This is a genomic window from Paraburkholderia sp., assembly GCF_047605525.1.
In the GTDB taxonomy this organism is placed as follows: domain Bacteria; phylum Pseudomonadota; class Gammaproteobacteria; order Burkholderiales; family Burkholderiaceae; genus Paraburkholderia.
The window spans coordinates 63,894-89,293 of record NZ_JASGFN010000015.1; the positions used below are offsets into that span (position 1 = coordinate 63,894).

Annotated in this window: 23 protein-coding genes; 10 read left to right on the plus strand and 13 right to left on the minus strand. The window is 63.4% G+C overall.

What is annotated here, in order from left to right; genetic code table 11:
* Positions 1–13 precede the first annotated feature (13 nt).
* Positions 14–691 carry an amino acid ABC transporter permease gene (locus QM685_RS21645; RefSeq protein WP_415119146.1) on the minus strand — a complete coding sequence of 226 codons (678 nt, stop codon included), beginning with the start codon at positions 689–691 and terminating at the stop codon, positions 14–16.
* Positions 688–1,359 carry an amino acid ABC transporter permease gene (locus QM685_RS21650; RefSeq protein ID WP_415119148.1) on the minus strand — a complete coding sequence of 224 codons (672 nt, stop codon included), beginning with the start codon at positions 1,357–1,359 and terminating at the stop codon, positions 688–690. The genes QM685_RS21645 and QM685_RS21650 overlap by 4 nt, the downstream gene beginning before the upstream one ends.
* 173 nt (positions 1,360–1,532) lie before the next feature.
* Between QM685_RS21650 and QM685_RS21655 the strand changes: the two genes are divergently transcribed.
* Entirely contained in the window at positions 1,533–2,762 is a 1,230-nt protein-coding gene (locus QM685_RS21655) for a GNAT family N-acetyltransferase (protein WP_415119150.1), read from the plus strand.
* 79 nt (positions 2,763–2,841) lie between these two features.
* On the opposite strand, the gene argH is transcribed toward QM685_RS21655, so the two are convergent.
* Both argH and QM685_RS21665 read right to left on the minus strand, forming a co-directional pair.
* Positions 2,842–4,338: an argininosuccinate lyase gene (argH, locus tag QM685_RS21660; protein WP_415119152.1), complete on the minus strand. Its 1,497-nt coding sequence runs from the start codon at positions 4,336–4,338 to the stop codon at positions 2,842–2,844.
* 79 nt (positions 4,339–4,417) lie between these two features.
* On the minus strand, positions 4,418–4,897 hold the full coding sequence (locus QM685_RS21665; protein WP_415119154.1) for a GNAT family N-acetyltransferase: 480 nt from the start codon (positions 4,895–4,897) through the stop codon (positions 4,418–4,420).
* Between the two features lie 314 nt (positions 4,898–5,211).
* On the opposite strand from QM685_RS21665, the gene QM685_RS21670 reads away from it, so the two are divergent.
* Positions 5,212–6,528, plus strand: coding sequence for an NAD(P)/FAD-dependent oxidoreductase (locus tag QM685_RS21670; protein ID WP_415119156.1), 1,317 nt, complete (start codon positions 5,212–5,214; stop codon positions 6,526–6,528).
* 172 nt (positions 6,529–6,700) lie between these two features.
* On the opposite strand, the gene QM685_RS21675 is transcribed toward QM685_RS21670, so the two are convergent.
* The 3 genes from QM685_RS21675 to QM685_RS21685 form a co-directional block, all read right to left on the minus strand.
* Positions 6,701–8,026, minus strand: a complete 1,326-nt coding sequence (locus QM685_RS21675) for an MFS transporter (RefSeq protein WP_415119416.1) — start codon at positions 8,024–8,026, stop codon at positions 6,701–6,703.
* Positions 8,027–8,082: 56 nt separating this feature from the next.
* Positions 8,083–9,600, minus strand: coding sequence for an amidase (locus QM685_RS21680; protein ID WP_415119158.1), 1,518 nt, complete (start codon positions 9,598–9,600; stop codon positions 8,083–8,085).
* Between the two features lie 146 nt (positions 9,601–9,746).
* A complete protein-coding gene (locus QM685_RS21685; protein ID WP_415119160.1) occupies positions 9,747–10,379 on the minus strand; it encodes a GntR family transcriptional regulator in 633 nt (210 codons plus the stop codon).
* A 397-nt stretch (positions 10,380–10,776) separates the two neighbouring features.
* Between QM685_RS21685 and QM685_RS21690 the strand changes: the two genes are divergently transcribed.
* Complete coding sequence (locus tag QM685_RS21690) at positions 10,777–12,336, plus strand: hypothetical protein (RefSeq protein WP_415119162.1); 1,560 nt, start codon at positions 10,777–10,779, stop codon at positions 12,334–12,336.
* Positions 12,337–12,491: 155 nt separating this feature from the next.
* On the opposite strand, the gene QM685_RS21695 is transcribed toward QM685_RS21690, so the two are convergent.
* Genes QM685_RS21695 through QM685_RS21710 form a run of 4 tightly spaced genes read right to left on the minus strand, consistent with a single transcriptional unit; the run spans position 12,492 to position 14,407 of the window.
* A complete protein-coding gene (locus tag QM685_RS21695; RefSeq protein WP_415119164.1) occupies positions 12,492–13,445 on the minus strand; it encodes an alpha/beta hydrolase in 954 nt (317 codons plus the stop codon).
* Entirely contained in the window at positions 13,439–13,717 is a 279-nt protein-coding gene (locus QM685_RS21700; RefSeq protein ID WP_415119166.1) for a 2Fe-2S iron-sulfur cluster-binding protein, read from the minus strand. Before QM685_RS21700 ends, QM685_RS21695 begins: the two co-directional genes overlap by 7 nt.
* A gap of 49 nt (positions 13,718–13,766) precedes the next feature.
* Complete coding sequence (locus tag QM685_RS21705; protein ID WP_415119168.1) at positions 13,767–14,105, minus strand: hypothetical protein; 339 nt, start codon at positions 14,103–14,105, stop codon at positions 13,767–13,769.
* Entirely contained in the window at positions 14,102–14,407 is a 306-nt protein-coding gene (locus QM685_RS21710; protein WP_415119170.1) for a 2Fe-2S iron-sulfur cluster-binding protein, read from the minus strand. The genes QM685_RS21705 and QM685_RS21710 overlap by 4 nt, the downstream gene beginning before the upstream one ends.
* Positions 14,408–14,775: 368 nt before the next feature.
* On the opposite strand from QM685_RS21710, the gene QM685_RS21715 reads away from it, so the two are divergent.
* The 4 genes from QM685_RS21715 (at position 14,776) to QM685_RS21730 (ending at position 18,688) form a co-directional block, all read left to right on the plus strand.
* Positions 14,776–15,507: a TenA family transcriptional regulator gene (locus QM685_RS21715; protein ID WP_415119172.1), complete on the plus strand. Its 732-nt coding sequence runs from the start codon at positions 14,776–14,778 to the stop codon at positions 15,505–15,507.
* 106 nt (positions 15,508–15,613) lie between these two features.
* Complete coding sequence (locus QM685_RS21720; protein WP_415119174.1) at positions 15,614–17,083, plus strand: aldehyde dehydrogenase family protein; 1,470 nt, start codon at positions 15,614–15,616, stop codon at positions 17,081–17,083.
* 45 nt (positions 17,084–17,128) lie between these two features.
* On the plus strand, positions 17,129–17,608 hold the full coding sequence (locus tag QM685_RS21725; RefSeq protein WP_415119176.1) for a GlcG/HbpS family heme-binding protein: 480 nt from the start codon (positions 17,129–17,131) through the stop codon (positions 17,606–17,608).
* Positions 17,609–17,674: 66 nt separating this feature from the next.
* Complete coding sequence (locus QM685_RS21730; protein ID WP_415119178.1) at positions 17,675–18,688, plus strand: 2Fe-2S iron-sulfur cluster-binding protein; 1,014 nt, start codon at positions 17,675–17,677, stop codon at positions 18,686–18,688.
* A gap of 76 nt (positions 18,689–18,764) precedes the next feature.
* On the opposite strand, the gene QM685_RS21735 is transcribed toward QM685_RS21730, so the two are convergent.
* Positions 18,765–19,871, minus strand: a complete 1,107-nt coding sequence (locus QM685_RS21735; protein WP_415119180.1) for a porin — start codon at positions 19,869–19,871, stop codon at positions 18,765–18,767.
* A 206-nt stretch (positions 19,872–20,077) separates the two neighbouring features.
* Here QM685_RS21735 and QM685_RS21740 point away from each other — a divergent pair, with 206 nt between their 5' ends.
* Together QM685_RS21740 and QM685_RS21745 are read left to right on the plus strand one after the other, a co-directional pair.
* Complete coding sequence (locus QM685_RS21740) at positions 20,078–21,022, plus strand: ornithine cyclodeaminase family protein (protein ID WP_415119182.1); 945 nt, start codon at positions 20,078–20,080, stop codon at positions 21,020–21,022.
* 99 nt (positions 21,023–21,121) lie between these two features.
* Positions 21,122–22,663 (plus strand): MFS transporter, encoded by a 1,542-nt coding sequence (locus tag QM685_RS21745; RefSeq protein WP_415119418.1) that lies wholly within the window; start codon positions 21,122–21,124, stop codon positions 22,661–22,663.
* A 200-nt stretch (positions 22,664–22,863) separates the two neighbouring features.
* Here the strand turns inward: QM685_RS21745 and QM685_RS21750 are convergent, their stop codons facing one another.
* Positions 22,864–23,760, minus strand: a complete 897-nt coding sequence (locus QM685_RS21750) for a LysR family transcriptional regulator (RefSeq protein ID WP_415119184.1) — start codon at positions 23,758–23,760, stop codon at positions 22,864–22,866.
* A gap of 145 nt (positions 23,761–23,905) precedes the next feature.
* Between QM685_RS21750 and QM685_RS21755 the strand changes: the two genes are divergently transcribed.
* On the plus strand, positions 23,906–25,399 hold the full coding sequence (locus QM685_RS21755) for an aldehyde dehydrogenase (RefSeq protein ID WP_415119186.1): 1,494 nt from the start codon (positions 23,906–23,908) through the stop codon (positions 25,397–25,399).
* The last annotated feature ends 1 nt before the right edge of the window (position 25,400 follow it).

The window sequence follows — 25,400 nt, forward strand, 5'->3', positions numbered from 1 at the left end:
GAAACGGGATGGTTCACGTACGTCGCATCGGCGCGCCAAAGATCTTTTCGAGCCGGCGCGTGCCGCGCGTCATCAGCGTGGCGGCCGCAAAGTAGACCAGCAGGACGAACGAATAGATCGTGAGGCCCGGCATGCCCCCCTGAAAATACGCGGACCGTTCGATGACGATCTGCGCGCCCTTGAGCAGTTCCGTCGCGCCGATCAGCGCGCCGAGCGAAGTCGACTGCAGGAGCATCGTGCACAGTCCCGCGTAGGCGGGAATGATGGGCCGGATCGCCTGCGGCACGACGATGAAGAAGAACGCATCGATGCGGCGCACGCCCAGCGCCCGGCTGCTTTCGAGTTGATGTCGCGGCACCGCGCGGATGCCGCCGCGCACGATTTCCGCGCCATTCGCGCCGCCCCACAGCGAGAGGCTGACGATGGTCGCCTCGACCGGCCCGAGTTGCAGGCCGAACAGCGGCGCGCCGAAGAAGACGAAGAACACGCTGACGACCTGCGGCACATCGCGAAAGAATTCGATGACGCCGCGCGCGCTGATTCGCAGCAGCGTCACTCGCGACGTGGCGCTGCCGCCGAGCACGAGCGAGATGACGATCGAGCAGGACACGCTCATCACGAAGATGAACGCCGACAGACTGGCCGCGCGCAGGAAGAAACCCGCGTTGTCCGTGATCAGATGGAGACTCATCGTGCAAACCCCCGGCCGAGACGCGCCTCGAGCAAGCCGGCGAGACAGGACATGCTCGCCACGATGACCAGATAGCCGACGAACAACGCGAAGAAGTTTTCGAGGCCGCGCGCGCTGTTGGCGATGTTGTCCATCGCGACGTAGGTGAGCTCGGGCACGCCGATGGCCGTGAGCAACGCGGAGTTCTTGGTGGTGGAGACGGCGGTGTTCATCATGGCCGGCACCACCGTGCGCGTCGCGACCGGCAGCACGATGAAGAAGAACGTACGGGCCGGATGCAGGCCGAGCGAGCGGGCCGCCTCGATCAGGCGCCGGGGCAGCGAATCGACCGCGCCGCGCAGGTTTTCGAGCTGATAAGCGCCGCCCCACAGCGACAGCACGATGATGCCCGACCACAGCGCATCCACGCGCACGCCGATTTCCGGCAGGCCGAAGTAGAAGAAAAAGATTTGCACGAGCAGCGGCGTGCCCCGAAACACGGCGATGTAGCCGCGCATCACCCGTGCCAGCACGGGAACATTCAGATACAGGATGGTTACGCCGATATATCCGATCACCACCGATGCCACGATGCAGACCGCCGCGAGTTCCAGGGTCAGGCGCAGGCCGGCCAGCAGGAACGGCGCGGCGCCCCACAGATAGTGCCAGTCGAAGGAAATGCCGGTCATTGCTATCTCTCTCGCAGTTCAATGACTCATGAAGGGGACGTAAAGCCGGAGCGGGGACAATGCATGCATCGAACTCGACTTCAATCTAGGCTGACAATTGTCAAGTGTCAACACTTACATTGCCTAATGTGTTGACACTTGCTATGATGGCTCATCGATCTGGAGAGGAATGAATGAACCGATACCTGTCGCCGGCGCCGGTGGACGAGCCACGGCTGGAAGCATCGAAGCGGCGCCCGCTGGTGGAGACGGTGACGCGCGAAATTTCTCAAATCATCCTCGAGGGTGAGCTGAAGCCGGGTGACAAGCTCAACGAGGTGGAGATCGCGCGTCGGCTGGGCGTGAGCCGTGGGCCCGTCCGCGAGGCGGTGCGGCAGCTGCAGGAGGCGGGCCTGCTCGATTCGCAGCCGTTTCGCGGCTCGTTCGTGCGCTCGCTGAATCAGAAGGAGGTTTCCGACATCTATGCGCTGCGCTCGCTGCTGGAGAGTTCGGCCGTCGCCGAGGCCATCCGTCACGCCACGTCTACCGATCTCGCCGCCATCGAGCGGGCCATGCACGAAACTGAAACCGCCGCGCTCGCCAATGCGAAGAGCCGCATGATCGAGGCGGATGTCGCTTTCCATACCGCGATCTGCCGGGCCGGGCATAACGACCGCATCACCGACACCTTCATCAAGCTCGCGTCGGAGTTGCGTCTCGTGCATCTGCTGATGAATCCGGAGCAGGCGCGTCTGCGCGCCGCGGCAAAGAGTCATGCGGCGATTCTCGAAGACATCCGTTCGCGCGGCCTGGACCGCGCGGTCAGCAGCGTGCGGCGCCATATCAACGACGAGCGCGACGAGGTGTTGCAGTACCTCGGGCCGCACGGCGACAGCGTGGTCGTGCCGGTCGTCGAGCGCGACACGGCGGAGGATGTGCTCATCGGCAGTTCGCTGGCGGGCCGTATCAAGGTGCGTGAGCATCAGCGCGAGGATCTCGGCTTGCTCGCGCGCATGAACCGCGAACTCGCCGACGACGAAGGGCACCGCAATCCCATGACGGTGGCGCAGCTCGAAGAGCGCTTCAAGCGTTTCATCGACGAGGAGGGCTGGAGCGTCGACCTGTTCATGCTGGACGACGAAGTGATCGGCTACGCGACGCATCGCTATGAACCGGATCCGGCGGAGCCGGGTGGTCGGCATATTTATCTGCGTCAGTTCTATATCGTGCGTCATCGCAGGCGCGGCGGCGCGGGGCATGTCGCCTTCGACGCACTGGTGCGCGCGCGCTTCAAGCCCGGCGAGCGGATCTTCCTCGAAGTGATCGAGAACAATCCGGGCGGCAAGGTGTTCTGGCTGCGCACCGGCTTTACGCCATACGGAACGATAATGGAACATCTGATCGAGCCACACGAGAAGATCTGAAAATAGTCGCGGTAACAAGGCAACGCAAAGCAAGGTAAAGCGGGCGGGTGCACTTTCGCGTACCCGCCCGCTTCGTTTATCAGCGCCCGGTCATCGAGGCGACGGCGTGCGCCAGTTGCCGCGCCGCGTCGGCGAGCTTGCTCATACGCGCTTCGTAACGCGCGCGCTGCTCGTCCAGTTCACGGCGCGCGGTGTCGATCATCCGCTGCACCGCAACCGGCGCCGGACCGCCGATGCCGCTGCGCCGCGCCACGTTCTGCACCGGGTCCAGCGCGTCGCGCACATCGCTCGCGGAGAGTTCGAGCGTATGACCGAGCTGCGCGCGCGCGGCGTCCTGCACCATCTCGAGATCGATCTGATTGGCCGTCTTGCGCTGTTCGACAGCGGCATTCACCACCCGCGCGATGACTTCGTGAGCTTCGCGATAGTCGAGACCCGTCACGCGCACGAGCGTGTCGGTGAGGTCCGTCATGGTCGCGAAGTTCTCGGCGGCGTACCGGAGCATTTGCGCGGTGTTCGGTTGCAGCGTGCGCACGACGCCCGTCATCGCGTGCGTGGCGGCCATCATGCCGTCGATCGAGCGCGGCTCCAGGCCGACACGCGCGGCGCTGTATTGATACTCGATGCCGTTCAGCGAGGTGAGGATCGCGACGAGCGGACCCATCGTCGCGAACGCGGCCTGGCGCGTGCGTTCGAGCGAATCCGGGTTTTTCTTCTGCGGCATGATGCTGCTGGTGCCCGCGAAGGAAGGATCGAGTTCGGCGACGCGATATTCGTCCGTGCTCCATAGCTGGATCTCGGAGGCGAGACGGCTCAGGCTGCTCATGTAGATCGCGTTATCCGCGGCGAACTCCGCGATGTGATCCCAGCCGGCCACGCCTTCGATCGTATTGACCACCAGCGAATCGAAGCCGAGCAGGGTCGAGGTGCGTTCGCGATCGAGCGGCCAGCCGGTTCCGGCGGTCGCCGCGGCGCCCAGCGGACACTGGTTGATGCGCGCATACAGTTGTTCGTAACGGTCCAGGCTCTTCCCGAGGCTCTCGGCATAGGCCATCAGATAGTGGCCGAGTGTGATGGGCTGCGCTTCCTTGCGCTGCGTGTAGACCACCATCACGGTATCGAGATGATCGGCGGCCTTGGCGACCACGCTCTCGCGCAACGCGATCACGCCTTCGATCACGCGGTTCAACTGGTCGCGCAGGAACATGCGCTTGACCGCATTGGCGAGGTCGTTGCGGCTGCGTCCGAGGTGCATCTTGCCGCCCACCGGGCCGACCGTTTTCTTCAGCGCGGCTTCGTACGGCAGATAGGTTCGCAGCGACGGGTTCTCTTTCGCCTGTGCATCGACGGCCGCGAGCCCGCGCAGAATCTCGGCGGCCTCGTCACGCCGGATGATGTCGCATTCGGCGAGCATCACCACGTGTGCGTGATGAATCTGGCTCTCGTAAGGGAACGTGGCGTCGACGAGCGTCTTCGCGGCGGCGTCGAAATCATAGAGCTCCTGAAATTCCGGGGCTTTCGCCACCGAGCTGCGACCGATTCGGGTGGCGTCCTTGACGCCTTGCGTGTTCGACATGGATAGCTGTGCTCCCACCTTGGTTGAACAGAAATAAGTCAGACGATGCCGCTCGCGTCGACGCGATACGACCGCGGCGTCACGGCTTGCGGACCACCCGTTCCATCGTCGTGGCATAGGGCGTGAAGGCGGTGCGCGACCAGAACGCTTTCCCTCCGGGGTTCGTTTCCATCACATCGAGAAAGATGCGGTCGCCGTCCGCGAAGCGTGCGTCGATCAGCAGCTCCAGCGCGCGCCGGCCGAGTCCGCCGCCGCGCTTGCCGCGCGCGATATAGAACTGCCGCAGAAACACACGCTGGCCGCTCGGCTCGGCGAGATCCGGTTCGTAGCGATGCGTCGCGTAACCGGCGATCTCGCCGTCCAGCAGCAGGACATCGACGCGATAACCCTCTTCGCCGACGAAGCGTCGGAAGCGCGCTTCGAGTTGCGGCACGGTCATCGGGTTGCGATGGCCTTCGTCCTCGATCAGCTCGCGATTCATCCGCGCGAGAAGCGGAAAGTCGGCCTCGCTGGCGGGGCGGATGTTCAGCGTGTCGAGGGCAGTCGTGTCGGCGGGCATGGCGGTTACCATCATCAAATGTTTTGAAGATTTGAAACTGTTGACAGTTTTATGAGAAATAAAAGATGCCGTCAAGTCGGTATTTTTATTGAGGGTTCGCCGAAAAAATCCGGTTGACACACGCAGATCGGCGTCGCACTATCTTTTGGTCAACAGTACACTAAGTGTTGACACTTTGCAAAAGTATTCCGCGACGACCCGCCCACTCCAAGGAGGCAGCCGCGGATGACGAACAGGAAAGCCAGCGTCGGGCCCACCACTATGAGCGCCCCCGCGAGCCTGTCCGGCGTCTTCGACAGCGGCACAAGACATTCATGAACATGACGGGAAACATCCTGAGCCCGGATTTCAAGGGGCAGCCGTTCTGGTGGGAAGAGGCCATGCCGTTTAGCCACCGGATCGAACTGCCTTCGCGAGTCGACGTGGTGATCGTCGGCTCGGGCTTTTGCGGCTTGTCGGCGGGTATACGCTGTCTCGAACTGGGGCAGTCGGTGCTCGTCGTGGATGCGGGGCCCATTGGCGGACTGGCCAGCTCGCGCAGCGGCGCGATGCTCTCGAGCGGGCAGAAGTTTCTGCTCAATGGCGCGTCGAAGCATTTCAGCGACGAGAAGGTCGACGCGGTGAGCCGGCTGCACGCGGAAGCGTTCGACTACGTGAAAGGCCTGGCTGTCGACGAAGGGCTCGACTTCGATTTCCAGCAGTGCGGGCGGCTCTTTCTCGCCTCGGTGCCCGCGGATGCCGCGCGCTTCGACGTACACGCACGCGTGCTGCGAGAACGCGCCGGTGTGACCGCGCGCGTGTTGGCGCGAGACGCGCTGCACGCGGAGATCGGCTCGAACTATTACTTCGGCGGCATGGTGGTCGAAGAATTCGGCGGCATTCACCCGTCGAAGTTCGGCCGCGCGCTGGCGGAGCGCTTCCTCGCCGCGGGTGGGCTGGCCGCGTCGCATCTGCGCGTGAGCAACGTGACGCGCACGACCGGCCGTTTCGATGTGCAAACGGCGCGCGGCACCGTGTCGGCGCGACAGGTGCTGTTCGCGACCAATGGATACACCGACGGCGCCTTCGGTTATCTGAAGCGCCGCATCGCGCCGGCGGCGTCGTACATCATCGCCACGGAGCCGCTGCCGGCCGCGCTCATGGCGCGCGCGATGCCGAACCGGCGCATGTACTCCGACAGCAAGCGCAACCTGTGGTATTTCAGGCCCTCACCGGCCGGCGACCGCATTCTCTTCGGCGCGCGTCCGGCGGCCATGCCGGTGCCGGTCGAGGAAGCGGCGAAGATCCTGCACGGCTTTCTTTGTCAGGTGTTTCCGCAACTCGCCGGCGTCAGGATCTCGCATTGCTGGACCGGCAATGTCGCGATGACGTCGAGCCATCTGCAACAGATCGGCTCGGTCGATGGCGTGTATTACGCCGTGGGATGTAACGGAAGCGGCGCGGCGATCATGCCGTATGTGGGGCGACTGGCAGCCGAGAGAATGCTGGGTTTCCGCACCAGTCCGACGCTGTTTGAAACCTCCCCGTTCAAGGCTTTTCCTCCCTACGGCGATTTTCCATGGTTCGTGCCGCTGGCGGTGGCGGGCTACGAAATGCTCGACTGGATGGACCGGAAGCGCGCGGGCATATGAACTGGAGTCGCCCGGCTTTTCTTCGAGATGCGATGTTCACGTTCCGCATTGAGATGCGCATTCTTTAAAATGATTTCCATATACGTGAGGTGGGTGAATGCCTGGGGGCGGCGGGAAAAGGTTGCGGCCGGGCGCGCGCCCTGGCGCAGCAAACGATCCCCTGGCTCGTCGGCTAGCCGGCCTTTCGTCGCGATGGCAACGGCTGGATATTGACGCGTTGGGCTTCGGCGGAATCGGCCGCATCGGAAACCGAACCGATGTCGTCGAGCCGGATGCCGTTCGTCTCGGGCAGGATCAAGGCGGCCGCGATGACGAAGAGATAGCCCACGCCCGCGACGAGCGGGATCGATGTTCCAAGCGACAGGTATCCGGTGCTGAGCCACCCCACCGCGAACGGGAACACCGAGCCGATCACGCGCCCCACGTTGTAGGCGACGCCATAACCGGTTGCGCGGATGTCATTCGGATAGGTTTCGGAAATCGTCGCGGCGATGCCGGAAAACGTGCCCTGCATGAGCACGCCGAGCAGGAAGCCGAGCACGAGCATCGTGATGTTGGACCCCGGGATCATCATGTAGGCAACGCCCATCGAAAACGCGCCCGCGGCGAAGAGGATGTAGGTCATGCGCCGGCCGATGCGGTCCGATGAATAGGCGCCCAGCACGTACCCGACAAACGAGCCGATGATCATCACGGTGAGGTAGGTACCGGTGCCGAAGATGGACAGGCCGCGATCGGACTTCAGATACGTCGGCATCCAGGTGGCAATCGCGTAGTAGCCGCCGAGCATGCCGCCCGACAGCAGACTGCAGAGCACGGTCTTGCCGAACAAAGGACCGCGCCACACGCGAGCGAGCCCGGCCAGCATGGACGGTGCGTTCTGCTTTTCCTGGGACCGCACGAAGAGCGGCGGCTCCTTCAGGTCGCGCCTCAGCCAGACGACGATCAGCGCCGGCACGACGCCTGCAAAAAAGCACGCGCGCCACGCCCATTGCGCGGGCAACCAGGAAAACATCGCGCTATAGACGAGCGCCGCGGCGGCCCAACCGAACGAATAGCTGCTCGCCGCAAAGCCGGAATATTTTCCTCTGTGAGCAGGATTTCTGATCATCTCGGTGACCAGCACCATGCACAGCGACGATTCGCCGCCAAAGCCCAATCCCTGCACCGCGCGCAACACGGCAAGCTGGGTCGGCGAATTGGCGAAGCCGCAGGCAAAGCACGAAATCGCGAACAGCACGATCGTCCAGCGCAGGAGGCGCACCCGTCCAAAGCGGTCCGCCAGCAAGCCCGCGCCGATGGCACCGACGAGCGACGCAATCAGCGTATAGGTGACGATGCCGCCTGCCATCGCCTTGTTCATGTGCCAGGTCGTGACGAGCACCGGAATCAGGAACGAGTAGATCATGAAGTCGTAGACGTCGACGGCATGGCCCATGAATGCGCCAGCGAAGGCTTTCTTTTCGTTGCTCGATAAAGATTCGAACCAGACCATGATGAGTGGGCTCCTTGGGGGCGCGTAAAGAGTGAAAAACGGGTGATCGGGTCAGCGCTTCACAACGGCGGCGGTGTGAATGCATAGCCCGCTTCCTCGAGCAGGGCCGCGACGCGCAGCGAGCGCAGGTCGTGGTAAAGCGGCGCGACGATCTGTACACCGATGGGCAGGCCGTTCGCGGTCGTGCCCGCCGGCACGACGGTCGACGGCAGACCGCATAGACCCGAATGAGCGGCCCAGAACAGTTGCGTGGTCATCGGCTGAGGACGTCCATTGACAGCCAGCGTGCGTTGCCACGGTGCGCCGGCTTCGTCGAGCGGAAACGCGGCGGTCGCGGCGACGGGGCACAGCAGGACGTCGATCTCGCTGAACAGTCGGCGCCATGCCGCGCTGTATGTGTCGCGCAGTTTTTGCAGCTTCAGCCAGTCACGGTGACGCAGGGCCGTGCCGACGTACTGCAGGCCGGCATAACGAGCATCGTCGGCGGCAACGGTTTGGCTGGCCGCGAGTGCGGCGGCGAACGCTTCATCGTCGAGATAGTGCGAGGTCGATGCGCGCAGCAGCAGCACGTAAGTGCGTAGCAACTGGGCCGCGTCGAGTGCGGGACGTGCATCCCATACGACCGTCGCGCCACATCGTTCGAGTGCCTCGCCGAGCTTCGTCACGCATTGCTCGACGGAGCCGTCGACTTCGGCGAGTGGATGGTTCGGCAGCACGCCAAAGCGGAACGAACGCAGGTCCGTTTGCGCGCAGGTCGGCAACACCAGCCGGACCGCCTGAGCTGCCTCGCCGGAGGGGCCCGCGATTGCCTGCAGCACGAGCTCGAGATCGCGCGCCGAGCGCGCAAGTGGACCCGCCACGTTGATGTCGGGATGCGCCATGCCGCCGCCGACGCCATGGCCTTTCAGCGAGACGATTCCGTGCGTGCTCTTGTGAGAGAAGATTCCGCAGAAATGCGCGGGGTTGCGGATCGACGAGCCGATGTCGGAGCCGACGTCGAAGTACGCCATGCCGGCGCAGACGGCGGCTGCGCTGCCGCCCGACGATCCGCCCGGCGTCCTCAGTGGGTCGCGCGGATTACGCGTCGTGCCGTAGATCGCGTTATAGCTTTGCCAGTCGCGCAGATAGATCGGTACATTCGTTTTGCCGAGAAGCACCGCGCCGGCATCGACGAGACGCTGGACCACGTCCGAATGTGTCGTCGCGCGGTTGTCCCGGTGCGCTGAATCGCCCAGCGTCGTCGGCCAGCCACTGACGTCGAACGATTCCTTGATCGTGAAGGGGATGCCATGCAACGGCCCGCGCGATTGCCCGGCGCATCGTTCCCGGTCGCGTGTTGCGGCGACAGTATATGCGGCACTGAAATCGGAGACGACGACGGCGTTCAGCCTTTCGTTGTCAGCGTTTACGGCGGCTTCGCAGGCGCTGACGAGCGTGACCGAGTCGACTTCGTCCGCGCGCAGCGCAGCGGCGGCCTGGCAGACCGTCGCATAGCGGTAGCGGCTCGCTTCGCCGCGCGGAGAGGAAGCCGACGGCGGCTGTTCGGAGCCGTCTGAAGGGGTTGAAGTGCGAGTCATGGGACCTGGCGTTAATCTGTATCGGTATTTTGTATACCGTCAATCGCCAAATTTAACCTGTCAAGTCCCTACGCAAGATCACTGAAAGTTTTTTTACGACACGCGGCGCAGTCCGCGCCGCGTGAGTATGAGGAAGGACGCGCCGCTTAGCGCGCGCTCTTGTCGAGATAGTGCTGGGCGGCGCGCATGACATGGCGCTCGGCGAGGAGAGCGGACAGCGTGGCATCGCCCGACTGGACCGCGCGCAGGATCGCGGCGTGTTCCTCCCACGTCTGACGCGTTTCGTCGTCGCTCGCGTTGATGAACAGCGCGCGCGTGCGGTCGCGCAGCGAGCGCATGAGATCGCTCAGCATCGAATTCGCGCCCGCGGCATAGAGAAGATCGTGGAAGCGGGCATTGAGGTCGAGGAGACCCCTGGTCTCGCCGGCTTCCACCCTGGCCTTGCCTTCGGCGAGCACCTGCTCGATCTGCTCGACGAGTTCCGGCGTGCGGTGCTCGGCGGCAAGCCGCGCGTTCAGCCCTTCCAGGGTGGCACGGATCTGGATCATTTCGCGGGCTGCCCCCGGCTGCAGCGATGCCACGACCGCGCCGTGCCGGGGCCGGACCTCGACCAGTCCTTCGGAGGCCAGCGCGCGCAGCGCTTCGCGAACCGGCACGCGCGACACATCGAGCTCTTCGGCAATGCGCCCTTCGACGAGGCGCTCGCCGGGCGCGTAGGTGCCCGACAGAATGGCCTCGCGCAGTCGCGCGACGACGAGCTGCGACAACTGCTGATGCATGATGGGCGCGCTGGAAGACTCGTGCGCGCCGGCGGCGGCGGACCTGTCCGCTACGGTTTTCATATAGGCCTCCCACTTCCTTGCTGACGGCGTGTCATGAGACGAATTCTACCTCAGCGTCGATGGCGAATACTGTAGACCTTATACCCACTCCATTGCGCCGCGGCCTTATCCGGCGTGCATTCCCGGCGATGGCGGATCTGCCGTTCCGGCGTAAGAATCACCCAGATATTTTTGTATACTTTCTACTGACGGATATGGAGCAGTAGTATGACTGCGGGTAAACATCGTCAATCCGGTTGTTGATCTTCATCATATCGGTACATAGTATACAAATAGCCGTTCCCACCTTTCAGCAGTCTGCTCGCGCCCACGTCCCGCGCAATCAGGAGAAGTAATGGAATCTCACGTCGTCCTTACCTCGGCGCATTGGGTCTACCTTTGCGGTGTCGTTGCCATCATCACGACACTGGTGTTCAGGGCCAACGTCGTCGCACCGGCTATCCTCGCCACTTTCGCTACGGTATTCGCCTTTTCCGGGCATGTCCCGACCGCCATCGAGGCCGTGTTCTTCGCGCCACTCACGGCCGCCCTTGAACTCTTCAACATCTTCCTCGTGATCTCGCTGATGACAGCGCTGCTCAACGCGCTCAAGCGGATCAACGCGGACGTCCGTATGGTCCAGCCGTTTCGCGCGGTGATGATCAACGGCCACGTCGGCTTTTTCGTGCTCGGCTTTGTCAGCTATGTGCTGTCGCTGTTCTTCTGGCCGACGCCGGCGGTGCCGCTGATCGCCGGGATTCTGCTGCCCGCCGCCATCTATGCCGGTGTGCCGCCGCTTGGCGCCGCGCTGTGCATCGGCATTGCAGGACTTGGCACAGCCCTGTCGTCCGACTATGTGATCAAGGTCGCGCCGGGTATCAGCGCAAAGGCCGCAGCGGTCGCGATGCCGGCCGTCGCCGACAAGGCCTTGCTACTCTCGCTCATCACGGGCGGGATTGCGTTTCTTATCGCGTATCTGAAGATCCGCAAGCAGATCCTCGCACCCGACGCGCAACATCTCGAACGCTGGGAAGCAACCCAGGTTACGGCTAGCTCGGTCGTCATCCAGACCACGCCGCGCCGTGCGCGGATTCGCCGGGGCAAGCCGCAGCACGCTACGGTCGGCGACGGCGGGCAGGCCGGCGCGACAGGGACAACAGGGGCAGCACGCATGGGCATGGCGCCGCGTGACCTGTTGACGCCCATTCAGGAACGCTGGTCGAAATGCTTTGCGATCGTTATTCCAGTGACTTTTCTTGCGATCGTCGCCTACATGGTGCTGCCGCATCTGATTCCCGGTTTCAAGGGCGCGAGCGGCGCGGCTGCCGCGGCGCTGGTCGGGGGCGTGTCGGCGTTGTTGATGGTGGCGGTGGCTGCCGCACGCGACTATCGCTCGATCTGCCGCAGCACAGCCGAGCACGTGACCGAAGGCTTTGTCTTTTCGTTTCGCGCGATGAGCTCGGTGCTGCCGATTGCGGGTTTCTTCTTCATCGGCGTGGCGGGCACGGCGGCCCCGATTCTCGGCTTGCCCGCTGGCACGGCAGCGCCGGGCCTGCTCGCCGATCTCGTGAAAGCCGGTGAGGTCTACATTCCGCACAATCCGTTCTTCGTCTCGTACGGAATTCTTCTGGCCGGAATGGTGACGGGGATCGACGGCTCGGGATTCGCGGGCCTGCCGCTCACGGGCGCACTTGCGGGTGCGCTGGGCCGCACGGTGGGCTTCGATGTATCTACGCTTGCGGCGATCGGTCAGATGGGTTCGGTCTGGACCGGCAAGACGCTGACCGCATGGTCCGCGCTCGCCGCGGTCGCGAGCTTCGCGCGTGTGCCGGTGCTGCAGGCTGTTCGACATCTGCTGTTGCCGGTGGTGGCAGGACTGCTGGTTTCGACGCTCATGGCAATCCTGATCTGGTAGGCGAGCTGCTGGCGTTCACGCTGATCGTGCCGCCTCGCGCATCGCCAACCGATGCGCGAGGCGATTTCTCTTTACTGGCTCACATCGGGCAGGACGCAGAAAAAAGCGCCGGTCCGGGCCGGCGACTGAAGCTGCTGTGAGAGGCGACGAAACCGTTAGCGTGAGACCGAGGCGAAGAACTGCAGGATTTCCCGCCCGAGATAGTCTTCACCGGAATTGAAATGCGCGACGATCGACGTGTGATTGTGGCCGCGCATCTGGATGAATCGAGGCGGCACGCCGCGATGACGCAGCGCTTCGAGAAAACACTGCGCGCCGTATTCGTCGAGATAGGGGTTCTCGAATTCGGCGACCGCGATCATCAGCGGAACGTCGGAGCATGCGACGTATGTCAAGGGCGAGCGCGCCGCATAGCGCGATTCGTCGTTGCCGAAGTAAGCGCGGACCGGGTTTGCGTTGGGATTGCCCGGACGCACGTCGGCAACGAGCCGCGCACTGATGAGCACGAGTCCGGCGACGTCCGGTGGCGCGGCTTGTGCGTGCAGAAGCGGATCGAACAGAAAGGTCGCGGCATGCGCGCCGCCCGCCGAGTGACCGGCGACGAAGATCCGTCGCGGATCGATCCGCAGACGCGCTGCTTCGCGGTGGACGAAAGCGGTCGCATCGCGCACGTCTTCCGCGCCGCCGGGGTAGGGCGCTTCGTCGGCGAGACGGTATTCGACGTTGACGGCGACGAGCCCCTGCGCGGCGAACCAGTAGCACACATTGTCGTAGATTTCCCCGTTGACGCTTTTCCTGCCGCGCACGAATGCGCCACCATGCACGAACACAATGGCGCTACGCAACGCGTGTCGGGGGATCGTAGCGGCTGGATCAGGAATGAATAGATCGACGGTCTGACGCGCGTGCGGACCATAGTGCAGGTCGCGCTCGACGACGATACCGTCTTTTGCCGCGGCCGCAACGAGTGGCGTATAGCTATCAATGACGATCTGCCGATTCCCTGTAATGTCGGCGCCCCAGTGCGGCCCCAGTTCGAGCAACTGTCGACGCCGCGATTCGGGAAGCGAGCCCAAGGGCTCCACGGTCAAGGAGGGAGAGTTCACCATGAGACGCTGATGTCCCCGTTGACGAAAGTCTGGCATGCCATCCGGTAGCCCGCCCTGATTTCGGCTTCGCTCAGATGGCGCTTTTCCTTGTCCTTGAGACTGTCGGTATGTTCGATGCCGCGTTCGACCTTGCATTTGCACGTGCCGCACAGACCGCCCCCGCACTTGAATGGAATGCCGCCTTTTTCGCGCAGCGATACGCGCAGCAGATTGCTGTTGGGTGGTGCGTTAACCGATTTGCCGCCGTTGCTGAGGAACGTGATCTGGATCATTCGAATACCTGCGTTTTGATTGCTGGGAAGGACGGCAGCAACGCGGCCGTCAGCGGCGTATCAGCTGAACATCGGCGCGGCCGTTGCCCGTCAGCACCTGAAGTGCCTGGAATGCGGCGTCGGGCGTGCCGAACTTCTCGAAGAACTTCGACGGGATGAGATTGATGGCGTCGGGCGTGACTTCGTCGATCACGCGGATTTTCGTCGGCGTCGTGAGCATGGCGATAACGAAGGTCGCGATGTGCCGCCCGCCATACAGGTAGTCGTAGGCATCGAGCGGAACGACGCCTTCTGTCGCTTCGGTCCGGTACTGGCCAGGGGAGCTCGTCAGGATCACGTATGTGACAGAGGCCGCTGAGGCAGCGGATGAAATGGATGGTGCGTTCATGCTGCCTCGAAATCGTTCTGTGCCAGTTCGATGTCGTGCCCGATCCAGAGCTGGCACACAAGGCGATAACCCTGCGAGAGCCGTTCGCCGAGTTGTTTCTTTTCCTTCCAGTTCGGTTCCGGCAGGTGTTCGGCACCCGACATCACGAGGCAGGCGCACTTCGAACACTTGCCCATGCCGCATTCGTAGCGCAGATGCGGAAAAGGGAATTGCTTGATACCCGCGCGCACGACGAGGTTGGTGTTGTCCTTGACCTCGTCCCGATACGTCTCGCCGTTCTTATGGAATACGACTGTTGGCATAACGATCTCCCTGAATCACCGGCGGACACGCTCCATGCGCATCTCGGGCCCTGGATTGCATTGTAGCTGTCATTTGGAATATAGTATACCGTTATGTGCATGAGACGTTTTCCCGGGTAGAACGATGAAGGGTGACAGTCCGCCGCATTAGTCTCTTTTTTGGCGTAGAGCCTGTAAAACAGGCCTTTATAGTCCTCTCCACGCGACAGGCGGGATGACTGTGTCGGAATTTTCCTGTCCAAATCATAAATTACGGTATACAGTATTCAAATGTTGAGCTAGACTGAATTTGCAGACCCCCGCGCCCGGCGGCAACCGGGCTGTCGACACATCTGAAAACTGCATCCCCTATCTGTCAGGAGCTTGAAATGGCTGAATTGATGAACCGTGATGAATTCCGCACCGCACTCGAGGAGGCCATCAAAGGCAAGAGTGCAACGAAGGCGCCGTTCAGCATCGCTTGGGCGAGCGGCAAGCTGAGCCGTGACCACCTCGCGCGCTGGGCGGAGAATCACTATCACTATGTCGGTCCGTTCGCCGACTACCTGGGGTACATCTACGCGCGCACGCCCGATACCTACACCGAGGCCAAGGACTTCCTGCTCGCCAACATGTATGAGGAGGAGATCGGCGGCGACCGCCATACGGATCTGCTGATCCGCTTCGCCGAGGCATGCGGCACGACGCGCGAGCGCGTGACCAATCCCGACAACATGTCGCCGACGACGCGCGGCCTGCAGGCCTGGTGCTATTCGGTGGCCATGCGCGAAGACCCGATCGTCGCGGTAGCGGCGCTGGTGGTGGGACTCGAATCGCAGGTGCCGTCGATCTATCGCAAGCAGACGCCGACGCTGCGCGAGAAGTATGGCTTCACCGACGAGGAAGTCGAGTTTTTCGATCTGCACATCGTGTCGGATGAGATTCATGGCGAGCGTGGCTACCAGATCGTGCTCGAACACGCCAGTACGCCGGAGTTGCAGCAGCGCTGCCTGAAGATCTGCGAGATCGGCGCACAGATGCGCCTGCTCTATACCACTGCGCTGTACCACGACTACGTCAAGGAGGACGTGGCGTTACCTGAACTCGAACTCGCGAGTTGAGCGCGGCGGCGCGGGCGCGAGGCGCCCGACCGCCTTTTGTCGGCAACGCTGCGGCGAGGCGGATTCTCCGCTGTCAGACGCCGCGGCATCAGCACAGGTATTCGTCATGAGTCATCCCGCAACACCAGAAGCACCCGAGTTCAGAAACCATATCGCGGGCGAATGGACCGCGAGCGTCACCGGTCGCACTTTCCCCAATGTGAATCCGGCTGATACGCGCGACATCGTCGGTCGCTTCCAGGCGTCGTCCGTCGACGACGCCCGCGCGGCGCTCGCCGCCGCATCGAGCGCGTTTGCCGCGTGGCGGCGTACGCCGGTCGCGCAGCGCGCGAGAATCCTCAATGGCGCAGCGGTCTGGCTCGAACAGCACGCCGATGCATTCGCGCGGGAACTCACACGCGAAGAGGGCAAGCCGCTTGCGCAAAGCAGGGACGAGATCCTTCGCTCCGCCCAGGTGCTGCGCTTTTACGCGGTGGAAGGACAGTCGTTTTCCGGTGAGACCTTCCCGAGCGACGACCCTGAGATGACCGTTCACACGCAGCGCGAGCCGCTCGGTGTCGTCACGGTCATTACGCCGTGGAATTTCCCGGTCTCGATTCCGGCGCGCAAGATCGCGCCCGCACTGATTGCCGGCAACACGGTGATCTTCAAGCCTTCGTCCGACGCGCCGCTGATCGGCTACCGGCTGACCGAAGCGTTCGTGCAGGCCGGCATTCCCGCTGGGGTGCTCAATTTCGTCACGGGGCGTGCGTCGGAGATAGGCGCGGCCATTACTGAAGCCCCGGCGGTCAGGGCAGTCTCGTTCACGGGGTCCACGGCGGCGGGTGAGCAGATTCACCGCGCCGTGCCACTGACGACGCGCACGCAGATGGAACTGGGGGGCAAGAATCCGCTCATCGTGATGGACGACGCCGACCTCGACCGCGCCGTCGACCTGACGATCAAGGGCGGTTTCTCGCTGACCGGCCAGGCCTGCACGGGCACGAGCCGCGTGCTCGTGATGGAGAGCGTGCGCGAGGCGTTCACCGAAAAACTGCTGGCACGCGTGAAGAACCTCAAGATCGGCAGCGGCATGATGCCGGGGATGGACATCGGGCCGCTCGCGACGCAGAAGCAGCTCGATACCGTGCTCGACTACGTGGCTTCCGGCAAAGCCGAGGCGACGCATCTGTACGGTGGCGAGCGTCTCACCGCGCCTGGTTACGAACATGGCTACTACATCACGCCCGCGATTTTCACGGACGTCACGCAGTCGATGCGCATCTGCCGCGAGGAGATCTTCGGGCCGGTTATCGCGATCGTCGCCGTGACGAGCTACGAGGATGCGATCGCGAAGGCGAACGACACGGAGTACGGCCTGTCGGCGGCGATTGCGACCTCGAATCCGCGCTATATGCACCGCTTTGCCGACGACATCGAGGCGGGCACCGTGAAGATCAACCGCACGACCACGGGCAATGCGATCAACGCGCCGTTTGGCGGCCTGAAGCGGTCGAGCACCTCGACGTTCCGTGAGTCGGGCCGCGGCGGCCTCGAGTTCTATACGCAGATCAAAACCGTCTATCGAGGCATCTGAACGAGATTGCCAGGGCATCCGATCAACAAAAGGAAGCGTTTCATCATGAAGCAGGTATTTCGACTGGAACTGGCCGAGGCGCGCGAAATGATCCGTGCCGCCATCGGTCGGGCGCAGCAGATCAATGTGCTCGAGTCGGTCTGTATCGTCGACGACGGTGGTTATCCGCTTGCGCTCGAGCGCATGGATGGCGCGCGCATCACGGGGCCGCAGATCGCCTGGAACAAGGCCTTCACGGCTGCGGGGCACAAGCGCTCGACGCATCTTTTCACACAGGCGCCCAACGGGCCGGCCTTGCCGGGCAATGAGGCGTTCGGCATTCAATGGAGCTTCGAGGGCAGGTTTGCGGCGTTCGTCGGCGGCTTTCCGATCGTGGTCGATGGCCAGGTGGTGGGCGGCGTCGGCCTGAGCGGCGGCAACGGCGAACAGGACACGCAGTGCGGTGTCGCCGCGTTGCAGGCGCTGCACGATCTGCTCAGCGTGCAGGGCTATCGCGTGCTGGTGGAAGCCGACATCAAGAAGTGATGACGCGGGCCGTCGGAACGAGCCGGCGGCCCGCCGTCCGGATTGTTTCGTTGCGAGGTAGCGTTCATGGCTTATCGAATTCAGGTGCTGGAAACCGGGATGTATTTCACCGCGGAAGGCGACGAGTCACTGCTTGCCGCGGCGTTGCGCGCGAATGTGCCGCTGTCGCACGATTGCCGGTTCGGCGGCTGCGGCACGTGCCGTATCAAGGTGCTGGGCGGTACCGTCGACTACGAGGAGTTTCCGCTCGGCCTCACCGGGGAAGAAGCCGAAGCCGGCTTCGCGCTCGCCTGTCAGGCGAGGCCGCGTAGCGACCTCGTGATCGGCGCCGGGCACGAGGGCGCGGCGGCGTCGGAGCCAGCGCGGCATACGGTTCGCGTCGAGTCGGTCCGCGCGCTCGCGGATGACGTCACCCATCTCACGCTGGCGCTGCCTGCCGATATCGGGCTTCTTTATCGCCCTGGGCAGTACATGAACGTCCTGCTCGAAGACGGCGGCTACCGGAGTTTTTCGATGGCCTCCGCCGCGCGCGGCGGTCTGATCGATTTTCATGTGCGCAAGGTACCGGGCGGACACTTTACCGATCGCATGATCGCGACGCTCGAGCCTGGCGATAGTCTCGACGTCGAGCTTCCGCTCGGCGCATTCCGCTTCCACGAAGAAGACTATCGGCCGCTGCTCATGGTGGCGACCGGCACCGGTCTTGCGCCCATCAAGGCCATTCTCGAATCATTGATGGACGACCCTGATTGTCCGCCCGTGACGTTGTACTGGGGTGCAAGGACGGCCGCCGATCTCTATCTGCACGATGAGATCGCGCAATGGGCCGCGCGGCTATACGAGTTTCGCTATGTTCCGGTGCTATCGCGGGCAGACGTCAGTTGGGAAGGACGACGCGGCTACGTCCAGCATGCGGTGTGTGAAGACGTCGCGGATCTGTCGGAGCACGCGGTGTACCTGTGCGGCTCGCCGGCAATGATCGCCGATGCCAAAGCGGCCTTCATCGCGAAGGGGGCCAGCATCGATCATCTATACGCGGACAGTTTCACGTTCCAGCACATGCCTGCAATTGTCGGGTAATCGTCGGGTAATCGGCTCGCCGGCAACGGCAACGGCAACGCGGCGCTTCATGCGCCGCGTTGCATGTCGCGCGATATCAGAACCGGTGCCGCATGCCGACCGCCACCGACGCCTGCCTGTCCGTGCCCGATGCCGACAGGAACTGGCTGACCTGCGCAACTTCGGCCGAGCCGCCGGCCTTCTGCCCCGTCGCCATCAGATACAGGTCCGTGCGCCTCGACAGGTTGTAGTCGACGAACAGACTCGCTTGCTGATAGCGCGGGTGCGAGTCGGTGGCATCGACGTTGCCGTCGGTATAGACGTATGCCGCGCCCAGCAGCAGCGTGGGCGTGAAGCGGTACGATGCATTCACCTCGTAATTCTGGAAGCGCACGTTGCCGTTATCGAAACTGTCCTTGAAGATCGACTGCGTGAATGCGCCGCCGAGCTTCAGCTGACCGATCTGATAGCTCGCGCCAACGCCGAATACGTCGTAGGCGGAAGCCGCCAGCGCATACGTGCCCGTCACGCTGTTGGCGCTGGTCCAGAAGGTGCCGGTGTTGATCTGTCCTGGATGGTCGACGTGCGTATAGGCGGCCGCCGCATACAGGCCATCGCGCTGATAGTGCGCGCCAAGGCTATAGACGCTGTTGTGCGAGAACGAACCGGGCACGCCGCCGAACGAGTACAAAGCGGAGAATTGTGCGCCCGACAGATCCGGGCTCGCGTACTTCACCGCGTTGTTGACCCGGAAGCCGCGATTGGTGTTGTCGTTGTCGCCGGGATGTTCGAACAGCACGCTCCATTGATCGGTCGTCAGAGGGGAGACGTACTCGACCATCTCCTCGTACTGGCGACCGAGGGTGACCGTGCCGTAGCGGTCGCTGGCGAGGCCGACGAAGGCCTGGCGCCCGAACATCAGGCCGCCCTGTCCAAGCGTGCCGTTTGCAATCGAGAAGCCGTTTTCGAGTGTGAAGATCGCATGCAATCCGCCGCCGAGGTCTTCGCTGCCGCGCAGTCCCCAACGGCTGCCCTGGGCGAGACCGCTCATCATCTGGTAGGTCTGGCCACCTTTCTGGTTACTCGTGTACGTGATGCCCGCATCGATCAGGCCATACAGCGTCACGCTGGACTGTGCGTGCGCAGCTCCCGCCAGCGTCATCGTCGCACACGCCGCAAGGGCGGTTTTTTTCACTACTGCCATTTCTGCAATCTCCGGGTTGGGTCGTGCTCGTCAAGGGAATGGGCATGCGACTGCTTTGGTCGGCTTTCACATATTTCAGTATACAATATTCCGAAATAAATGCGTGTCAAGTGGGATTTACGGGCGATTTTTGTCAATAAAAAGTACTCAGTATACAAATTGGCAATTCTTGAGTATTCTGGTCACCGTTGGAGGAGAGTCAACTCATGATCCATTTAAGCGATGCGCAGATCGACGAACTGGTCGGTTTCGACGAAGCCATTCCCGTGCTCGAACGTGCTTTCCGCTCCCTCGCGCAGGAGCGCGCGGCGGTTCAACGGCGGGTGCGCACGGAGGCGGGCGGCGTGAAGCTGTCGACGCTCGGCGCGGTATTGCCCGATGCCGGCGTAACCGGCGCGAAGGTGTACACGACGATCAACGGGCGCTTCAGTTTTTCGATCGTGTTGTTTTCGACCGAGGATGGCCGTCTGCTGGCGACACTCGATGCCAATGCGCTCACGCGGCTCCGCACCGCGGCGACAACTGTGATCGCGATCCGCGCGCTGGCTCGCAATGGCGCGCAGACGGTCGCGCTATACGGCACGGGGGTGCAGGGACGGGCTCATGCCGAGGCGTTAGCGGTGCATACGGGCTTGAGGTCGTTCAGGATCGTCGGGCTCGAAGGCGTGGAGCCGCTGGTGGACCTGCTCAACACACGCTATGGGGCACGCGGTGTCGAAGCCGTGGCCGCGTCGCCGGCGGAGGCCGTGCGCGATGCGGACGTAGTCGTCACCGCCACGCGCGCAACCGGTGCGCTCTTCGATGGTGCGGCGCTTGCGCCCGGCGCGCTGATCGCTGCGATCGGTTCGAGCTTGCCGACCACGCGCGAACTCGACGATACCGCGCTGTCGAGGGCGGCGCGCATCGTCGTCGAACTGCGCGAACAGGCGAGGGACGAAGCCGGCGACCTCGTGCAGGCTGCGGCGGGCACGTTCGACTGGCGCGACGTCGTCGAGCTTGGCGACGTGCTCGAAGGGCGCGCAAGCGGACGCACCGGCGCGCAGGACATCATCGTCTACAAGGCTGTTGGCATCGGCTTGCAGGACGTCGCGCTCGCCGAACTCGCCTGGCGCAATCATCTTGCGCGCAATGTAGCAACGCATTGCGCCTGAGCGCCGAGATCGATGGATAACGTCACTTCGTGCGGCGGCGTCCCGCACCAGGCGGCCGCGAAGACCCCAGCCCGTTCGTTCCGGCAGTCGCTCTATGCGATGCTGGGTCTGTCGAGCGTCGTCATGATGGTGGCGATCGACCAGACCGTGGTCGGCACCGCGCTGCCGACGATCGTCGCGGAACTGAAGGGCTTCCATCTCTATGCATGGGTCGCGACGGCCTATCTGCTTGCGTCGGTCATCACGGTGCCGATCTTCGGGCGCCTCGGCGACTGGTTTGGACGCAAGCCGTTGATCGTCATCGCGATCGTCGTCTTTACGGGCGCGTCCACGTTATGCGGCGCCGCCGGCAGCATGCAGGCGCTTGTGCTGTTTCGGGCGTTGCAGGGCATCGGTGGCGGCATGCTCGTCGGTACCTGTTTCGCTTCGATTCCCGATCTGTTTCCCGATCCGGTGGTGCGGCTGCGCTGGCAGGTGCTGTTTTCGAGTGCCTTCGGTCTCGCGAATGCCGTGGGGCCGTCGCTCGGTGGCTTTCTGAGCGAGCACTATGGCTGGCGCTCGGCGTTTCTCGTGAACATTCCGGTTGGTGTGGCAAGTCTTTATCTGACTGCGATGCATCTTCCGGACATTCGCCACGAGAAGCGCGGCAAGCTCACGCCGGACTGGCGTGGTGCGCTGTTGATCGGGCTTGGATTGGGCTCGCTGCAACTGCTGGTCGAATCGCTTGCGCATGAGACGGTGTCGGTCACCACGTTAGGCTTCGGCGTCGTCACGCTGTGCGCCGGGGTGTGGCTTGCGCGTGAAGAACTGCGCGCCGCCGATCCGATTCTCCCGCCTGCGTTATTGCGTGAGCGGGCCATCATCGCATTACTCGTTCTGTCGATGCTGATGGGCATGGCGATGTTCGCGCTGCTCTTTTATGTGCCGCTGCTGTTGCAAGGGGGGATGGGTTTGAGCGCTGACCGGGCAGGCGTCATGATTACGCCGCTTGTCGTCTGCATCACTGTTGGGACGATCGCGAATACGCGTGTGGTCACTCGTCTTCGCAAGCCCAATGTGTTGCTCTATGGGGGCTTCGCGTTGCTTGGCGTTGCGTGTGCGGGGATCGTTGCTGGTGGCACGTCGGGCGGCCACTGGTTCACGGTGGCGCTGCTGGCCGGGGGCGTGGGGATCGGCCTCGTGATGCCAAATCTGACGGTGTTTGCGCAGCAGGTGGCCGGCAAGCGGCAACTCGGCATTGCTACCGCCATGATCCAGTCGGCACGGATGGTCGGCGGAATGCTCGGGACGGCGATCGTGGGTACCGTGGTTCATGTGCTGTATCGGCAGCATGTGACCGATGCGCTCATGGCGCATGGGGTTCGCGCGAATGCCGCGTGGGCTACGTCGGCTGTCAGCAGCCCGCAGTTGCTGCTCAATTCGAGTGAGGCCGCGCATTTCGTGGCGCAGGCGAATCAGGCTGGCCTCGCCGGCGATGTATTGATTGCGGCCGCTCGCGTTGCGCTCGTGCAGGCGGTCGATCATGCATTGCTGATGGTAGCCGGGGCAATGGTTATCGCATGCGTTGCGGTCGCGTGGGTGCCTGTGATTCGTGTCGAGCCGTTGAGGGTGGGTGGGCAGCGGGCGTGTGTAGGGGAGTGAAGTCGGGGTTAGCCAGGGTTGTCCGACTGGATGCCGCCCGCTACCAGCGCGGCGGTTCTTGTCCCCACCGCCACGCACTGCAAACGACCATATGAATGAACGGACTATTTTCTGTCAACGGAATCCTTCAGCCGGCGCGCCCGTTCATGCTTGCGGCCGGTGAGCCGACCCCCCGCTCTCGCGACCAGCATGCAACAGAGTCAACCCCTGGCCATTTGCGTAGCTGTCTTTTTGAGCTGCGAGACGAACTGATTGACGATCACCGAGCGTGGTCTGCCCGGTGCAAACAGAAAACGCGGCTCAACCGGCACGGTCGGTGAAAATCGCCGTGCAACGAGATCGGGGAAGGAACGGCCCATCAACGCAAAGGGATCGACGAGCGCAACCGCGTTGGCCTCGCGCACGAGCGCGCAGAGCACCGGCGTACTGTTCGACACGAACGCGCTCACGAAGCCTCGGCCTTGCGCGCGGAACGCCTCGCGCAAACGCCAGCCGGTCAGCGTGTCCTCGCCGAAGGTAGCGAGCAGCTCCCGGTCGAGTAGACGCGGCATGATCGTCTTGCGCGACGCGAGGGGATGCGCCGCGCGCATCACGCAGTGCAGTTCGGCGCTGCAGAACTCTTCCACTTCGAGCGTGCCGGACGGCGCGGCGACATCGAGAATCCCGAAATCCGCCTGATTATTGTTCACGTATTCGACGACGTGACGCGTCGGCAGTGCCCGGATGTCGAATTCGACGGACGGATGCATTTCACGAAACTCGCCGACCGCCCGCGCGACGATCGTGGTCGCCAGCATCGACACGGTGGATACGCGAATCGAGCCGCGCTGTCCTTGCTGGATCTCGCGCGCCGTCTCGGCAATCGACTGCACGCTGCCGAAGAGCCGCTCGATCTCCGGCATGATCGCCTCGGCCTCCGGCGTGCAGACGAGCCGTCCTTTTACGCGCAGGAACAGCGTGAGCCCGATCTCTTCCTCCAGCGCGCGCAGCGTCTTCGTCACCGCCGGCTGCGAGACGTAGAGCAGGCGCGCAGCCGCCGACACGCTTCCCGCCTTCACGACCGCGCGAAAAATCTCGAGATGACGCACTTTGAGCATGGCTGGAGCCCCGGCGAAGGTATAACTTTCTGGCAGGAATAAGCTTAGCAGAATGTATTGGTTTTCATACTTTTGAAACCGTACACTGGGATCAGGTCGCAGGTGCAACGCAAGCCATCCACCCCAACATTCAAGGAGCTTCGCCGTGAGCATTCCCGACGCATCGGTGTGGCGCGCACGCGCCGACGAGATCCGGCCTGAAGGCCGGGCGTTCATCGACGGGCGGTATGTGTCCGCGCTCTCGGGCAAGACCTTCGCGACCGTGAACCCCGCCACGGGGCGCGTGATCGCGGAGATTGCCGAATGCGACAGCGAAGACGTCGACATGGCCGTCGCCAGTGCCCGCAAGGCGTTCGAAGCCGGCGTGTGGTCGCGCCGGGCGCCCGCCGAGCGCAAGGCGGTGATGCTCAGGTTCGCGCAGCTCATGATGGAGCACCGCGAGGAACTGGCGCTGCTCGAATCGCTCGACGTGGGCAAGCCGATTACCAACGCGTACAACGGCGATATCGTCAGTTCCGCCACCTGCATACAGTGGTACGGCGAGGCCATCGACAAGCTCTACGGCGAAACCGCCCCCGCGGCGCCTGACATGACCACGATGATCGTGCGCGAGCCGCTCGGTGTCGTGGCGGCCGTGGTGCCGTGGAACTATCCGCTATCGATGGCGAGCTGGAAGCTCGGTCCGGCGCTCGCCGCCGGGAACTCCGTCATCCTGAAGCCCGCGGAACAGTCGCCGCTGAGCGCGATCCGCATCGCCGCGCTGGCCGCGGAAGCGGGCCTGCCGCCCGGCGTGCTGAACGTGCTGCCGGGTTATGGCGAAACGGCGGGCCGTGCGCTCGGCCTTCACATGGATGTCGATGCCGTGGGCTTCACCGGCTCGACGGCCGTCGGCAAGCTCTTCATGCAGTATGCGGGGCAGTCGAACATCAAGCGCGTGGGGCTCGAGTGTGGCGGCAAGAGCCCGCATGTCGTGCTCGACGATTGTCCGGATCTCGACGCCGCGGCGCGCGCGGTGGCCGCGGGCATCTTCGCGAACAGCGGGCAGGTGTGCAACGCGGGCTCGCGCCTGATCGTGCACGCGGCCGTGCGCGACCAGTTGCTGGAAAAAGTGGCCGCCATCGCGCGCGAGCTCATGCCCGGCGATCCGCTCGATCCCGCGACGAAGATGGGCGCGATCGTGAGCCAGGTGCAGTACGAGTCGGTGATGTCGTATATCGACGCGGGGCGCGCGGACGGCGCGAGGATCATCGCGGGCGGCCGCGCCGCGCGGCCCGAAACTGGCGGCTATTTCATCGAGCCCACCGTCTTCGATCAGGTGAGCAATGGCATGCGCATCGCGCGGGAGGAAATCTTCGGGCCGGTGCTCGCGGCGATCACCGTCGAGTCGCCCGAAGAAGCGGTGCGCATTGCCAACGACACGATCTACGGTCTCGCCGCCGCCGTGTGGACCTCGAACGTCACGCGCGCGCAGCAGATTTCGCGGCAACTGAAAGCGGGCGTCGTCTGGGTCAACTGTTTCGACCGCGGCACCATGTCCTCGCCTTTTGGCGGCTTCAAACAGTCGGGCTTCGGACGCGACAAGTCGATGCACGCCTTCGACAAGTACATGGACTGGAAGGCGATCTGGATCGCCGGATAAA